The organism is Serratia plymuthica (assembly GCF_018336935.1).
In the GTDB taxonomy this organism is placed as follows: Bacteria; Pseudomonadota; Gammaproteobacteria; order Enterobacterales; family Enterobacteriaceae; genus Serratia; species Serratia plymuthica_B.
In genome coordinates, this window is the sequence record NZ_CP068771.1 from 5131097 (window position 1) to 5145218 (window position 14122).

The 14122-nt window shown below is 57.4% G+C and carries 12 protein-coding genes; 9 read left to right on the forward strand and 3 right to left on the reverse strand.

Translation table 11 applies throughout. The features are described from left to right. Nucleotides 1-44: 44 nt before the first annotated feature. The 8 genes from nuoG (at nucleotide 45) to nuoN (ending at nucleotide 10210) form a co-directional block, all read left to right on the forward strand. A complete protein-coding gene (gene nuoG, locus JK621_RS23845; RefSeq protein WP_212557916.1) occupies nucleotides 45-2783 on the forward strand; it encodes an NADH-quinone oxidoreductase subunit NuoG in 2739 nt (912 codons plus the stop codon). After that, the gene (gene nuoH, locus JK621_RS23850; RefSeq protein ID WP_212557917.1) at nucleotides 2780-3757 is read left to right on the forward strand and encodes an NADH-quinone oxidoreductase subunit NuoH; all 978 of its coding nucleotides are present in this window, start codon (nucleotides 2780-2782) and stop codon (nucleotides 3755-3757) included. The genes nuoG and nuoH overlap by 4 nt, the downstream gene beginning before the upstream one ends. A gap of 14 nt (nucleotides 3758-3771) precedes the next feature. After that, complete coding sequence (gene nuoI, locus JK621_RS23855) at nucleotides 3772-4314, forward strand: NADH-quinone oxidoreductase subunit NuoI (protein ID WP_006317994.1); 543 nt, start codon at nucleotides 3772-3774, stop codon at nucleotides 4312-4314. Nucleotides 4315-4327: 13 nt separating this feature from the next. Next, a complete protein-coding gene (nuoJ, locus tag JK621_RS23860; RefSeq protein WP_212557918.1) occupies nucleotides 4328-4888 on the forward strand; it encodes an NADH-quinone oxidoreductase subunit J in 561 nt (186 codons plus the stop codon). Then, the gene (nuoK, locus tag JK621_RS23865; RefSeq protein WP_004936014.1) at nucleotides 4885-5187 is read left to right on the forward strand and encodes an NADH-quinone oxidoreductase subunit NuoK; all 303 of its coding nucleotides are present in this window, start codon (nucleotides 4885-4887) and stop codon (nucleotides 5185-5187) included. The genes nuoJ and nuoK overlap by 4 nt, the downstream gene beginning before the upstream one ends. Continuing rightward, nucleotides 5184-7031: an NADH-quinone oxidoreductase subunit L gene (gene nuoL, locus JK621_RS23870; protein ID WP_212557919.1), complete on the forward strand. Its 1848-nt coding sequence runs from the start codon at nucleotides 5184-5186 to the stop codon at nucleotides 7029-7031. Before nuoK ends, nuoL begins: the two co-directional genes overlap by 4 nt. Before the next feature lie 185 nt (nucleotides 7032-7216). Continuing rightward, nucleotides 7217-8746 (forward strand): NADH-quinone oxidoreductase subunit M, encoded by a 1530-nt coding sequence (gene nuoM / locus JK621_RS23875; protein WP_212557920.1) that lies wholly within the window; start codon nucleotides 7217-7219, stop codon nucleotides 8744-8746. A 6-nt stretch (nucleotides 8747-8752) separates the two neighbouring features. After that, nucleotides 8753-10210: an NADH-quinone oxidoreductase subunit NuoN gene (nuoN, locus tag JK621_RS23880; protein ID WP_212557921.1), complete on the forward strand. Its 1458-nt coding sequence runs from the start codon at nucleotides 8753-8755 to the stop codon at nucleotides 10208-10210. 61 nt (nucleotides 10211-10271) lie between these two features. Here nuoN and JK621_RS23885 read toward each other — a convergent pair whose 3' ends face one another. The 3 genes from JK621_RS23885 to JK621_RS23895 all read right to left on the reverse strand — a co-directional run bounded on the left by JK621_RS23885 (nucleotide 10272) and on the right by JK621_RS23895 (nucleotide 11947). Further along, a complete protein-coding gene (locus JK621_RS23885) occupies nucleotides 10272-10637 on the reverse strand; it encodes a helix-turn-helix domain-containing protein (protein ID WP_212557922.1) in 366 nt (121 codons plus the stop codon). Nucleotides 10638-10676: 39 nt separating this feature from the next. Then, complete coding sequence (locus tag JK621_RS23890) at nucleotides 10677-10937, reverse strand: type II toxin-antitoxin system RelE family toxin (RefSeq protein WP_212560280.1); 261 nt, start codon at nucleotides 10935-10937, stop codon at nucleotides 10677-10679. A gap of 134 nt (nucleotides 10938-11071) precedes the next feature. Next, complete coding sequence (locus tag JK621_RS23895) at nucleotides 11072-11947, reverse strand: LysR family transcriptional regulator (RefSeq protein ID WP_212557923.1); 876 nt, start codon at nucleotides 11945-11947, stop codon at nucleotides 11072-11074. Between the two features lie 337 nt (nucleotides 11948-12284). On the opposite strand from JK621_RS23895, the gene JK621_RS23900 reads away from it, so the two are divergent. Next, complete coding sequence (locus JK621_RS23900; RefSeq protein ID WP_212557924.1) at nucleotides 12285-14114, forward strand: thiamine pyrophosphate-binding protein; 1830 nt, start codon at nucleotides 12285-12287, stop codon at nucleotides 14112-14114. Nucleotides 14115-14122 lie beyond the last annotated feature (8 nt).

The following is a 14122-nucleotide window of genomic DNA, read 5'->3' on the forward strand; positions in this document are numbered from 1 at the left end:
ATTAACGCCTGCCGTAAGGCAGGCCACTTGGAAGCATGCTGACTATGGCTACGATTCATGTAGACGGCAAAGAATACGACGTAGATGGCGCTGACAACCTGCTGCAGGCTTGTCTCTCCCTCGGGCTCGATATTCCTTACTTTTGCTGGCATCCGGCGCTGGGAAGCGTCGGCGCTTGCCGCCAATGTGCGGTAAAGCAATACCAAAACGCGGAAGATACGCGTGGCCGTTTGGTGATGTCTTGTATGACACCGGCATCGGATGGAACCTTTATTTCCATCGACGATTCCGAAGCCAAACAGTTCCGTGAAAGCGTGGTCGAGTGGTTGATGACCAACCACCCGCACGACTGTCCGGTATGTGAAGAAGGCGGTAACTGTCACCTGCAGGATATGACGGTAATGACCGGCCACAGCTTCCGTAAATACCGTTTCAGTAAGCGTACCCACAACAATCAGGAGCTGGGGCCGTTTATCTCGCATGAGATGAACCGCTGTATCGCCTGTTACCGTTGCGTGCGCTACTACAAAGATTACGCGGATGGCACCGATTTCGGCGTGTACGGCGCGCACGACAACGTCTACTTCGGGCGTACGGAAAGCGGCACGCTGGAAAGCGAGTTCTCCGGTAACCTGGTGGAAGTGTGTCCGACCGGCGTGTTCACCGATAAAACTCACTCCGAGCGTTATAACCGTAAGTGGGATATGCAGTTTGCGCCAAGCATCTGCCAGCAGTGCAGCATCGGCTGTAACACCAGCCCGGGCGAGCGCTATGGCGAACTGCGTCGTATCGAAAACCGCTACAACGGCAGCGTGAACCACTATTTCCTGTGTGACCGCGGCCGCTTTGGTTATGGCTACGTGAACCAGAAAGATCGTCCGCGTCAGCCGCAGCAACTGCGCGGCAATGACTGGATCACCCTGAACGCCGAACAGGCGATGCAGGGCGCGGCGGACATTCTGCGTCAGGCGAAGAAAACCATCGGTATCGGCTCGCCGCGCGCCAGCCTGGAAAGCAACTTTGCGCTGCGTGAATTGGTTGGCGCCGAGAACTTCTACACCGGTATTGCCCAGTCTGAGCAGGCACGCCTGAACCTGATGCTGAACGTGCTGCAAAACAGCGGCGTTTACACCCCGGCGCTGCGCGAAATCGAAGACTACGATGCCGTCCTGGTTCTGGGTGAAGACTTGACCCAGACCGGCGCACGCATCGCGTTGTCGGTTCGCCAGGCCGTGAAGGGCAAGGCGCGCGCGATGGCTGCGGCCCAGCGCGTCGCCGACTGGCAGATTGCGGCGATACAGAACATCGGCCAACGCGCCAAATACCCGCTGTTCGTCACCAACGTGGATGACACCCGTCTGGACGACATCGCGGCGTGGAACTACCGCGCACCGGTGGACGATCAGGCGCGCCTTGGCTTTGCCATTGCCCATGCGCTCGATAACGCGGCACCGGCGGTCAACGATTTGGCAGCCGACCTGGGCAAGAAAATCGACATCATCGTGCAGGCACTGACCGATGCGCGCAAACCGCTGATCGTTACCGGCAGCAACGCCGGCAGCGAAGCCATCATCGAAGCGGCGGCCAACATCGCCAAGGCGCTGAAGGGGCGCGGTTCTGACGTTGGTATTACCTTCGTCGCCAGCGCTGCAAACAGCGTCGGTCTGTCGATGATCGGCGGCGGTTCGCTCGACGAAGCGTTGGCACAGCTGGAAAGCGGCGCAGCCGACACCGCCATCGTGATGGAAAACGATCTTTACCGCCACGCACCGGCGGCGAAAGTGGACGCTGCACTGGCGAAGATCAGCAACCTGATCGTGGCCGATCATCAGCGCACCGCGATCATGGATAAGGCCAACCTTATCCTGTCTGCGGCCAGCTTCGCTGAAAGCGACGGTACGCTGGTCAACCAGGAAGGCCGCGCACAGCGCTTCTTCCAGGTTTACGATCCGGCTTATTACGATGATGCGAAAAAAGACGTTTACACCGTGATGCTGGAAAGCTGGCGTTGGATGCACTCGCTGCATTCCACCTACACCAGCCGCCACGTGGATTGGACGCAGCTCGACGACGTGATCGAAGCTTGCGTCACTGCGCTGCCGCAGTTGCAGGGCATTGTGGATGCTGCGCCGGATGCAAGTTTCCGCATTCGTGGCCAGAAACTGGCGCGTTCTCCAATTCGCTCCAGCGGCCGCACCGCCATGCGCGCCAACATCAGCGTGCATGAACCGCGTCAGCCGCAGGATAAAGACACCATGTTCTCCTTCTCGATGGAAGGGAACAACAGCCCGCTGGCCGATCGTCAGCAGATCCCGTTCGCCTGGGCGCCAGGCTGGAACTCACCGCAGGCATGGAACAAATTCCAGGCCGAAGTGGGCGGCAAGCTACGCCATGGCGATCCGGGCATCCGCCTGATCGAAGCAGGGGAGGGTAACCTGGGTTACTTCGACCGCGTGCCCGCCGCCTTTAATCATGCGGAAGGCTGGCGTGTCGCGCCGTATTACCACCTGTTCGGCAGTGATGAAATGTCACAGCGTTCCGGCGTGATCCAGCAGCGTATGCCTGAAGCCTACGTGATGGTGAACCCGGCCGATGCCGCTGCGCTTGGCGTCAATGCCGGTGCGCTGGTGGAGTTCAGCTGTGCGGGCCAGCAGCTTCGTCTGCCGGTGCGTCTGAGCGAAACTCTGACCCAGGGCCAGGTCGGTTTGCCGCTTGGCTTGCCAGGGATCCCACCGGTACTGGTGGGCGCAACGGTTGAAAATCTGCGGGAGGCGACACGATGAGCTGGTTTACCCCTGAGGTGATCGACATTCTGATCGCCATCCTTAAAGCGGTAGTGATCCTGCTGGTCGTGGTGAGCTGTGGGGCATTCATGAGCTTCGGCGAACGCCGTCTGCTCGGCCTGTTCCAGAACCGTTATGGACCAAACCGTGTCGGCTGGGGCGGCTCGCTGCAGCTGGTTGCCGACATGATCAAAATGTTCTTCAAGGAAGACTGGGTACCGAAATTCTCCGACCGGGTGATCTTCACTCTGGCGCCGATGATCGCCTTTACTTCCCTGTTGCTGGCATTTGCCATCGTCCCGGTCAGCCCGACCTGGGCGGTGTCCGATCTCAACATCGGTATTCTGTTCTTCCTGATGATGGCCGGCCTGGCGGTTTACGCCGTGCTGTTCGCCGGCTGGTCGAGCAACAACAAATACTCGCTGTTGGGGGCGATGCGTGCTTCCGCGCAGACTCTGAGCTACGAAGTGTTTCTCGGCCTGTCGCTGATGGGCGTTGTGATGCAGGCCGATTCGTTCAACATGCAGGCCATCGTTGAATCTCAGGCTCACGTCTGGAACGTCATTCCGCAATTCTTTGGTTTTGTTACCTTTGCGATTGCCGGGGTTGCGGTGTGTCACCGCCACCCGTTTGACCAACCGGAAGCCGAGCAGGAACTGGCCGACGGCTACCACATCGAATATTCCGGTATGAAATTCGGTCTGTTCTTCGTGGGTGAATACATCGGTATCGTCACCGTTTCCGCCCTGATTGTGACGTTGTTCTTCGGCGGCTGGCAGGGTCCATTCCTGCCGCCATTCATCTGGTTCGCGCTGAAAACGGCTTTCTTCATGATGATGTTCATTCTGATTCGTGCCGCTCTGCCGCGTCCGCGCTATGACCAGGTGATGTCTTTCGGCTGGAAAGTGTGCCTGCCGCTGACGCTGCTGAACCTGCTGGCGACCGCCGCCGTCATTTTGTACAACGCTCAATAAGGGGTGAATAAACCATGACATTGAAAGAGTTATTGGTTGGTTTCGGCACCCAGGTGCGCAGCATTTGGATGATAGGCATGCACGCCTTCGCCAAGCGCGAAACCCAGATGTATCCGGAAGAACCTGTTTACCTGCCGCCGCGCTACCGTGGTCGCATCGTGCTGACGCGCGATCCGGACGGCGAAGAGCGCTGCGTGGCCTGTAACCTGTGTGCGGTTGCCTGCCCGGTTGGCTGTATCTCGCTGCAAAAAGCAGAACAGAAGGACGGCCGTTGGTATCCGGAGTTCTTCCGCATCAACTTTTCGCGCTGCATTTTCTGCGGCCTGTGCGAAGAAGCTTGCCCGACCACCGCAATTCAGTTGACGCCGGATTTCGAAATGGGTGAGTTCAAGCGTCAGGATCTGGTGTACGAAAAAGAAGATCTGTTGATCTCGGGGCCGGGTAAATATCCGGAATATAACTTCTACCGGATGGCCGGTATGGCGATTGACGGCAAAGCCAAGGGCGAAGCCGAAAACGAAGCCAAACCGATCGACGTCAAAGGTCTGTTGCCGTAGGAGCAAGCCAAGCATGGAAATTGCCTTTTATCTGGCAGGTTTGATTGCGATTGTCGCGACGATTCGCGTGATATCGCATACCAATCCTGTGCATGCATTGCTGTATCTGATTGTCTCGTTATTGGCGATCTCAGCAGTCTTTTTCTCACTCGGCGCGTACTTCGCCGCCGCGCTGGAAATCATCGTGTACGCCGGCGCCATCATGGTGCTGTTCGTGTTCGTGGTGATGATGCTGAACCTCGGCAATGCGGTGCAGCAGCAGGAACGCGAGTGGATGAAGCCGTCGGTGTGGATCGGGCCTGGCCTGATGTCGCTGGCGTTGCTGGCGGTGCTGATCTTCGCTATCCGCAGCGTGTCCGATCAGGGCATCAGCGGTGAGATGGTTGACGCGAAAGCGGTAGGGATCAGCCTGTTCGGTCCTTACGTTCTGGCGGTTGAGCTGGCTTCAATGCTGCTGTTGGCAGGCCTGGTCGTTGCCTTCCACATCGGCCGCGAACACAAACCGGGCGAAGTGTTGAGCAACGCGCCGGCGAGTGGCGAAATGGCGAGAAGAAAATCGGAGGAGCAAGCATGATCCCTCTTCAACACGGCCTGATCCTGGCGGCAATCCTGTTCGTGCTCGGGCTGACCGGGTTACTGGTGCGTCGCAACCTGCTGTTTATGCTGATCAGTCTGGAAGTGATGATCAACGCTGCGGCGTTGGCGTTTATCGTGGCGGGAAGCTACTGGGGCCAGGCGGACGGGCAGGTGATGTATATCCTGGCGATCAGCCTGGCGGCAGCCGAGGCCAGTATCGGCCTGGCATTGCTGCTGCAGCTCTACCGTCGTCGTCATACCCTGAATATTGATACTGTCAGTGAGATGCGCGGATGAACCTATTATATTTAACTATTCTGCTACCGCTGATCGGGTTCCTGCTGTTGGCATTTTCCCGTGGCCGCTGGTCTGAAAACGTCTCGGCGACCGTCGGGGTAGGCTCTATCGGCCTGGCTGCGCTGGTGACGGTGCATGTGGCGATGGATTTCTTCGCCCAGAAAGCCACCGGCGTGCAGCTGTTTGAGCAAAGCCTGTGGAACTGGATGACCGTCGGCAACTTCAATATCGGCGTGACGCTGACGCTGGACGGCCTGTCGCTGACCATGCTGTCGGTGGTCACCGGCGTCGGTTTCTTCATCCACATGTTCGCTTCCTGGTACATGCGCGGTGAAGAGGGTTACTCGCGCTTCTTCGCTTACACCAACCTGTTTATCGCCAGCATGGTGATATTGGTACTGGCAGACAACCTGTTGCTGATGTACCTGGGCTGGGAAGGCGTGGGCCTGTGCAGCTACCTGTTGATCGGTTTCTACTACAAGGATCCGGCCAACGGCGCGGCGGCGATGAAAGCCTTTATCGTGACCCGCGTCGGCGACGTGTTCCTGGCGTTCGCGCTGTTCATTCTCTACAACGAGCTGGGCACGCTGAATATCCGTGAACTGATGATCCTGGCGCCGCAGAAGCTGGCCGTCGGCGATACCGCTATCACCTGGGCTACCCTGATGTTGCTGGGCGGCGCGGTCGGTAAATCGGCGCAGCTGCCGTTGCAGACTTGGCTGGCTGACGCAATGGCGGGCCCAACCCCGGTTTCAGCGCTGATCCATGCTGCGACCATGGTGACCGCCGGCGTCTACCTGATTGCCCGTACTCACGGTCTGTTCCTGATGGCGCCGGAAGTGCTGCATCTGGTGGGTATCGTCGGGGCTGTGACCCTGGTGCTGGCCGGCTTCGCCGCGCTGGTGCAGACCGACATCAAACGCGTGCTTGCCTACTCCACCATGAGCCAGATTGGCTACATGTTCCTGGCGTTGGGCGTGCAGGCATGGGATGCGGCGATCTTCCACCTGATGACCCATGCGTTCTTCAAGGCGCTGCTGTTCCTGTCTTCCGGTTCGGTGATCCTGGCCTGCCATCACGAGCAGAACATCTTCAAGATGGGTGGCCTGCGCAAGAGCATTCCGCTGGTTTACGTCTGCTTCCTGGTGGGTGGCGCGGCGCTGTCGGCATTGCCGCTGATCACCGCAGGCTTCTTCAGTAAGGATGAGATCCTGGCGGGCGCGATGGCGAATGGCAACATCAACCTGATGATTGCCGGTCTGGTCGGTGCGTTCATGACCTCGCTGTATACCTTCCGTATGATTTTCATCGTGTTCCATGGCGAAGAGAAAATCAAAGCGCATGCCGGTAAAGGCATCACTCACCACCTGCCGCTGTTGGTTCTGCTGGTGCTGTCCACCTTCGTTGGCGCGATGATCGTTCCGCCATTGCAGGGCGTACTGCCGGATACCACTGAGCTGGCGCACGGCAGCGTGCTGCAGCTGGAAATTACCTCCGGCGTGGTGGCTATCGCCGGCATCCTGCTGGCGGCAGCGCTGTGGCTGGGCAAACGCAGCCTGGTCACCCGCATCGCCAAAAGCGCGCCGGGGCGTTTCTTCTCGACCTGGTGGTTCCATGCCTGGGGCTTCGATTGGCTGTATGACAAAGTGTTCGTCAAGCCGTACCTGGGCATTGCGAAGCTGCTGCAGCGCGATCCGCTGGACTCGATGATGAACCTGCCGGCCATCTTCTCCCGCTGGGGGAACCGTGGTCTGACGGTGAGCGAGAACGGTCAGGTGCGTTGGTATATCGCGTCTATGGGTGTGGGTGCAGTGGTCGTATTGGCGCTGTTGATAATAATTTAAAGCATTTATCGGGCATAGCGCTGTGCTATGTACAATGTTTTATACCGTATGAATTTCGCGTTGTAGCTAGGCGGCAAGTGCGCGAATCCCCAGGAACTTACTCAGGTAAGTGACTGGGGTGAGCAAACGTAGCCAACAACGCTACAGCGTGAAAGACAACGGTAGAATAAGGGACACAAAACGCCATGCTATTACCTTGGCTAATTCTTATCCCCTTTATTGGCGGTCTGCTGTGCTGGCAGTTTGAGCGCTTCGGTACTAAGGTGCCGCGCTGGATTGCATTGATCGCAATGGGGCTGACATTGGCGCTTTCTCTGCAACTGTGGTTGCAGGGTGGCTATACATTGACGACGCCGAAAGGTATTCCGCAATGGCAGTCTGAATTCCTGCTGCCGTGGATCCCGCGCTTTGGCATTTCCATCCACCTGGCGCTGGACGGCCTTTCACTGCTGATGGTGGTGCTGACCGGCCTGCTGGGCGTGCTGGCGATCCTCTGTTCCTGGCGCGAGATCCAGAAATACCAGGGCTTCTTCCACCTGAACCTGCTGTGGATCCTGGGTGGGGTAATCGGCGTGTTCCTCGCCATCGACATGTTCCTGTTCTTCTTCTTCTGGGAAATGATGTTGGTGCCGATGTACTTCCTGATTGCGTTGTGGGGTCACAAGGCGTCGGACGGTAAAACCCGTATCACCGCGGCCACCAAATTCTTCATCTATACCCAGGCCAGCGGTCTGGTGATGCTGATTGCGATTATGGGCCTGGTGTTCGTGCACTACAATGCGACCGGCGTGTGGACCTTCGATTATGAAGATCTGCTGCAAACGCCAATGTCGCACAACGTGCAATATCTGCTGATGCTGGGCTTCTTCATCGCCTTCGCGGTGAAAATGCCGGTGGTGCCGCTGCACGGCTGGCTGCCTGATGCGCATAGCCAGGCGCCGACCGCAGGTTCCGTTGACCTGGCGGGGATCTTGCTGAAGACCGCGGCCTACGGCATGCTGCGTTTCAGTCTGCCGCTGTTCCCTGAAGCGTCACACGAGTTTGCGCCAATCGCCATGTGGTTGGGTGTGGTCGGTATCTTCTACGGTGCCTGGATGGCGTTCGCGCAGACTGACATCAAGCGTCTGATCGCTTACACCTCGGTATCGCACATGGGCTTCGTGCTGATCGCCATCTACACCGGCAGCCAACTGGCTTACCAGGGCGCGGTGATTCAGATGATCGCGCACGGCCTGTCTGCGGCCGGCATGTTCATCATCTGCGGCCAGTTGTACGAGCGTCTGCATACCCGTGACATGCGCGAGATGGGCGGCCTGTGGGGGCGTATCAAGTACATCCCTGCGCTGTCGCTGTTCTTCGCGGTAGCCACCTTGGGGATGCCGGGTACCGGTAACTTCGTCGGCGAATTCATGATCCTGTTCGGCAGCTTCCAGGTAGTGCCGGTGATCACCGTGATTTCTACCTTCGGTCTGGTGTTTGCATCGGTTTACTCGTTGATCATGATGCAGCGCGCCTACTACGGCAAAGCCAAATCCGAGCAACCGTTGCCGGGCATGACCGCGCGCGAACTGTTCATCATTCTGCTGTTGGTGGTGTTGCTGGTTCTGCTGGGGGTTTACCCGCAGCCGATTCTGGACACTTCTCATGCGGCGATGAGCAACGTGCAACACTGGTTTGGTTCGTCAGTTTCAGCAATTTCAACAACAAGGCCGTAATTCGCCATGACAATAACTCCTCAACAACTGATCGCACTGCTACCGCTGTTGATCGTCGGATTGACGGTGGTGGTTGTGATGCTAGGCATTGCGTGGCGACGCGACCACTTTATCAACGCCACACTGACCGTGATCGGTCTAAACCTGGCGCTGCTTTCGCTGTATTTTGTCGGCCAGGCAGGCCCAATGGACGTCACCCCGCTGTTGCGGGTTGACGGTTATTCGATGTTCTATACCGGGCTGGTGATACTGGCGAGTCTGGCGACCTGTACCTTCGCTTATCCATGGCTGGTGGGTTACCCGGACAACCGCGAAGAGTTCTACCTGCTGGTGCTGATTGCCGCGCTGGGTGGCATTGTGTTGGCGAGCGCCAATCACCTGGCGTCGCTGTTCATCGGTATTGAACTGATCTCGCTGCCGCTGTTCGGCCTGGTGGGCTATGCCTACCGCCAGAAGCGTCCGCTGGAAGCCGCTATCAAGTACATGCTGCTGTCCGCTGCGGCTTCGTCATTCCTGCTGTTCGGTATGGCGCTGCTGTATGCCGAGTCCGGCGATCTGTCGCTGGCCGGTCTGGGCAAGAGCCTGCACGAAAACATGATGCACCAGCCGCTGGTCCTGGCAGGTATGGGCATGATGATTGTGGGTCTGGGCTTCAAACTGTCTCTGGTGCCGTTCCAGCTGTGGACGCCGGATGTGTATCAGGGGGCGCCTGCGCCGGTCTCTACCTTCCTGGCCACCGCCAGCAAGATTGCGATCTTCGCCGTCGTGATGCGTCTGTTCCTGTATGCGCCGGCCGCCGACAGCGAAGCGCTGCGTATGGTGCTGTCGATCATTGCCGTCTGTTCAATCCTGTTCGGCAACCTGATGGCGATCAGCCAGACCAACATCAAGCGTCTGCTGGGCTACTCGTCGATCGCCCACCTGGGTTATCTGCTGGTGGCGTTGATTGCGGTGCAAACCCATCAACTGTCGCTGGAAACCGCTGGCGTTTACCTGGCCGGTTACCTGTTCAGCAGCCTGGGCGCGTTCGGCGTGGTCAGCCTGATGTCCAGCCCGTACCGCGGCCCGGATGCCGATTCACTGTTCTCCTACCGTGGTCTGTTCTGGCATAAGCCGATTCTGTCTGCGGTCATGACGGTGATGATGCTGTCGCTGGCCGGTATCCCGATGACCCTGGGCTTTATCGGTAAGTTCTTCGTTATCGCGATGGGCGTCAGCGCTCACCTGTGGTGGCTGACCGGTGCTGTGGTACTCGGCAGCGCCATCGGTTTGTACTACTACCTGCGTGTGACCGTCAGCCTGTTCCTCAACGCGCCGGAAGCTCTGCAACGCGATACCCCGAACAACTGGGCGCTGACCGCCGGCGGTGTGGTAGTACTGATTTCTGCCGCGCTGGTGCTGCTGTTGGGCGTCTACCCGCAGCCGCTGATTACGCTGGTGCAGATGGCACAACCGATGTTCTGATGGACATCAAGCAATAAAAAAGGTCGCTTCGGCGACCTTTTTTATGGGGTGGGGGAACCGATTAGAGCACCATCTGCGCTGAGCGACATTGGTATAGCTCTGCCAGCTTTTCCCGGGTTTTTTTTTGCGGTTTAGAGTCGATAGCTTCCCATTGAGATACGGCGGATTGAGTGGTACCTAATCTTGTCGCCACATCGTATTGCGAGAGGCCGCGGAAAACTCGCCATGCGGCTATCAGGCTGATGCCCTGATCCAACATGATAGAGACCACTTCGTGAGGAACTGTTTCATCATCGTGCGCATCTATATGATAGGGAACAGACTTATAGCCATCTTGCCGGCCTACCAGCTTTTTATATTCATCGAGAGGCAATACCACATACAGGGGTCTACCTGATTCATCATGGATATATTGTAACTTCGCCATTTGGCATACCTCAGGTTATAAATTTCGGCTCAATGCGGCTCAGTAAGTTGTCGACGTTCTGCGTTTCACTTGTTGGATCAGACAGACAACGGGTTCATCATCAGTCATCTCAAAAATAATGCGATAGTTGCCGACCCGCAGGCGGAATTGGCTATCAGCACCCTGCAATTTTTTGATATCCAGTCTGACGGCAGGAAAAGCGCCTAATAGCCCAACCTTGTCTTTGATGGCTAAGCGATCCTGTGGAGGTAGCGTCATCAATTGCTTAAGTGCTCTGCGCGACCAATTAACCTTTGCCATCATTCCCTCGGCTATGGGAGCACGTCCTGTGCGTTAATTAGATAATAAGATTTTTATCTAATCATGGCAATGTGTAGAAATGAAATCATAAGGAAGGGGGCGGGCAAGTCACCCTGACCCCTGAATGGGTGAGATCAACCTGGGTTGTTTTTAAAAGAGGCTTCCAGCGCTTGTACGACGGCGCGCACCCGCGCTGCACGCTGCAGATCGGGGTGCAGCACCAGCCAGATATCCACCCAGTCCTTGTTTTCCGGGAAGATGCGCACCAGATCCGGATCCTTATCCGCCAGGAAGGAGGAGAGCAGGCCAATACCCAAACCGCTCCGCGTCGCCGAGCGCAGCAGCAACTGCGAGTTGCATTGCAGAACGACGTTGGGATCGATCAGCGCCTCGCCACAGAAATCATTCCAGTGGCGGGGCACCAGTTCGCGCGGAAACATCAGCAAATCGTGGCCGCGCAGATGCTCGCCTTTGGTCGGCAGACCCTGTTTATCAAGATAGTCTTGCGTAGCGTACAACCCCATTTCGATGGTTGCCATGCGTTTGATAATCAGCTCATCGGAATCGGGCCGCGCGCCACGGATCGCCAGATCGGCGCCGCGATAAGAAATATCGGAGATATTAATCGCCGTCAGCAGCGTGACGGTGATTAATGGGTGCTGCTCCCGTAGATCCTTTAGCGCCGGAATGACAAAAGCCTCGGCCATGGTGTCGGTGGTGGCGATGCGCACGTTGCCGCACAGGCTGTCGTCGCCGCTGGTGGCTTTGCGGCCAATCGCCTGCACCGAGTTTTCCATATTCATGACATCCGCCAGCATTTCCTCACCCAGCGGGCTGAGGGAAAATGATTTCGGCGTGCGGATAAACAGCTTTGACCCCAGGCTCTCTTCAAAAGCCGTAATGCGCCGGCCCACGGTGGCCTGGTCGACGTGTAGTTCATTGGCGGCTTTTCGTAAAGTGCCGCAGCGTGCTACTGCCAGGAAGAAACGTGCATCATCCCAATTCATCATGCCATTTCCTTTGTACAGGCTTATCGGTCTTATCCGTGCTCATTCTTGCGCAGCCGCTTTGGCTCTGGCTTTGGCTGCAAATGAAGCCCACGTATCATAATTATTTATTATGTTTCAGGATATGAATAAATGCATCAACATGAAGCAGTTTTGCATCTTTATTTTTACTAAACAATCTTTATGCTTATCAACGTTTATGCTGTGATCTGGCGCACATTTTTGTATCGATGTTACCCAAAGGCGTAAGCAGATGCGCATGAGAGCCTGTCTCTGTGGGCTAACCGCCTGGTGGGATTGACTCTGAATCAGGTTGGCTCACCACGACTGGACATGAAAAATGGAGTCTCACGCAGAGAAGTTATACACCCCCGTAGCGCTGGCAACTGCGGACGGCATCAGGGTTATTGCAACGCCTGGCGCGAAAGCGGCAGATAAAAGTAACTCTGATGTGATTATCCAGGGTCTTGAAGCACGCGGCATTCAATACATATTCCTGGTACCCGGCAAGCTGGTGTACCCACTGATTAAATCTATTGAACATTCTGGCATTACCGGCATCGTTGGTGCTCATGAGACCGCCTGCGGCTTTATGGCCGATGGCTACGCCCGCGCCAGCCGCAAGTTCGGCGTTTGCCTCGGCATCTCCGGCCCGGGCACCATGAATTTCCTGCCGGCGATGGCTGCGGCGCAGGCCGATAAAATCCCGGTGCTGTATCTGGCCGGCGGCATCGCCACCTATCATGAAGCGCAGGGCGCTTTTCAGGACGGCAGCAACAGCGGCATCGATGAACTGACCATCGTCAAACCTCTACTTTCCGCCGCCATCGAAGTGAAAAACAATCTGACGTTGCAGCACGAGCTGCGGCGCAGTTTGTCTTGCCTGAACACCCAGCGCAAAGGCCGTGCGTATTTGAGCGTGCCGGTCGACATGCAAAAGAAAGCGGTGGCCGGCAATCATGCTGAAGATCCGCAGCGCATGCCGCAGTGCCGCGAGGCGGCGATCGATCAGCAGGGGCTGGAGCTGGTGCTGAATGATTACCTGCTGCGCGGTTTGCGCGTTGCCTGTCTGGTGGGCAACCGCATGAATAACCCGCAGGACGCCGAACTGCTGCTGCGCCTGGCGGAGAAGTATCGTCTGCCGGTCGCCACCACGCTGTCCGGCAAGGGGGCGTTCCCCGAAGGTCACGAGTTGGCGCTTGGCCTGTATGGGTTCGCCGGCCACACCCGTGCGGTAGAAACCATCAACGGCGATGACGTGGACGTGTTGCTGGTGCTGGGGTGTGACCTTAGCCAGCGCGACAGCCTGAACTGGAACCCGCGGCTGCATGGCAGCAAAACGCTGGTGGTGATTGACGAAGATTTTGACAAGGTCAGCTCGCACTATCAGCCGGACATGCAGATTTTCTCCAGTCTGACCGGCGGATTGCAATACCTGCTGGATGCGGTTGGCGACGGCGACACCCACCTGGTCGATATCAAGACGCTGCGGGATGGCTGGCTTGAACAGGTGCGACAACTGCCGCTTGAACAACAGCAGCCTGATTTGCAGGCGCGGCAGGCGGCGGGCGAATCCAACATGTATCCCGGCGATGTCATCAAACGCATCCGCAGCCGTATGGACGAAGACACCAACGTGGTGGTCGACTCCGGCGCGCACCGTATCTTTATGGCCCACCACTGGCTGGCCAGCGGGCGGGGCGACTATCACACCTCAAGCTCCCTGGCGCCGATGGGGTGGGCGATATGCGCCGGCATTGGCATCAAGCTGGCTGCACCGCATCGTGACTGCGTCGTGGTCACTGGCGACGGCTGCATGCTGATGCACGGTATCGAGATCCAGACCGCCGCTCGCTACCAGGTTAAAATGACCTTTGTCGTGATGAACAACAGCGCCCACGGCGCCATGCATATCGACACGTTGCAGAACCGTGGCGTATCGGCCGATTACACGGCCCTGCCGAATCACGACTGGAAGGCTTTCGCCAACAGCCTGGGCGTCGCCTCTGCGAAGGCGGCGACGCTGGACGAACTGGATGAGGCGCTGGCCGCCGCGGCCGAGTACGATGGCCCGTTCCTGATCGAAGTGATAGTCGGAAATCATGTGGCGCCCAATCGATACTATGCCGAGAGCATCGTAGAATACGAACAGCGTATCAAAGGGTTGTAAGGGGCGCG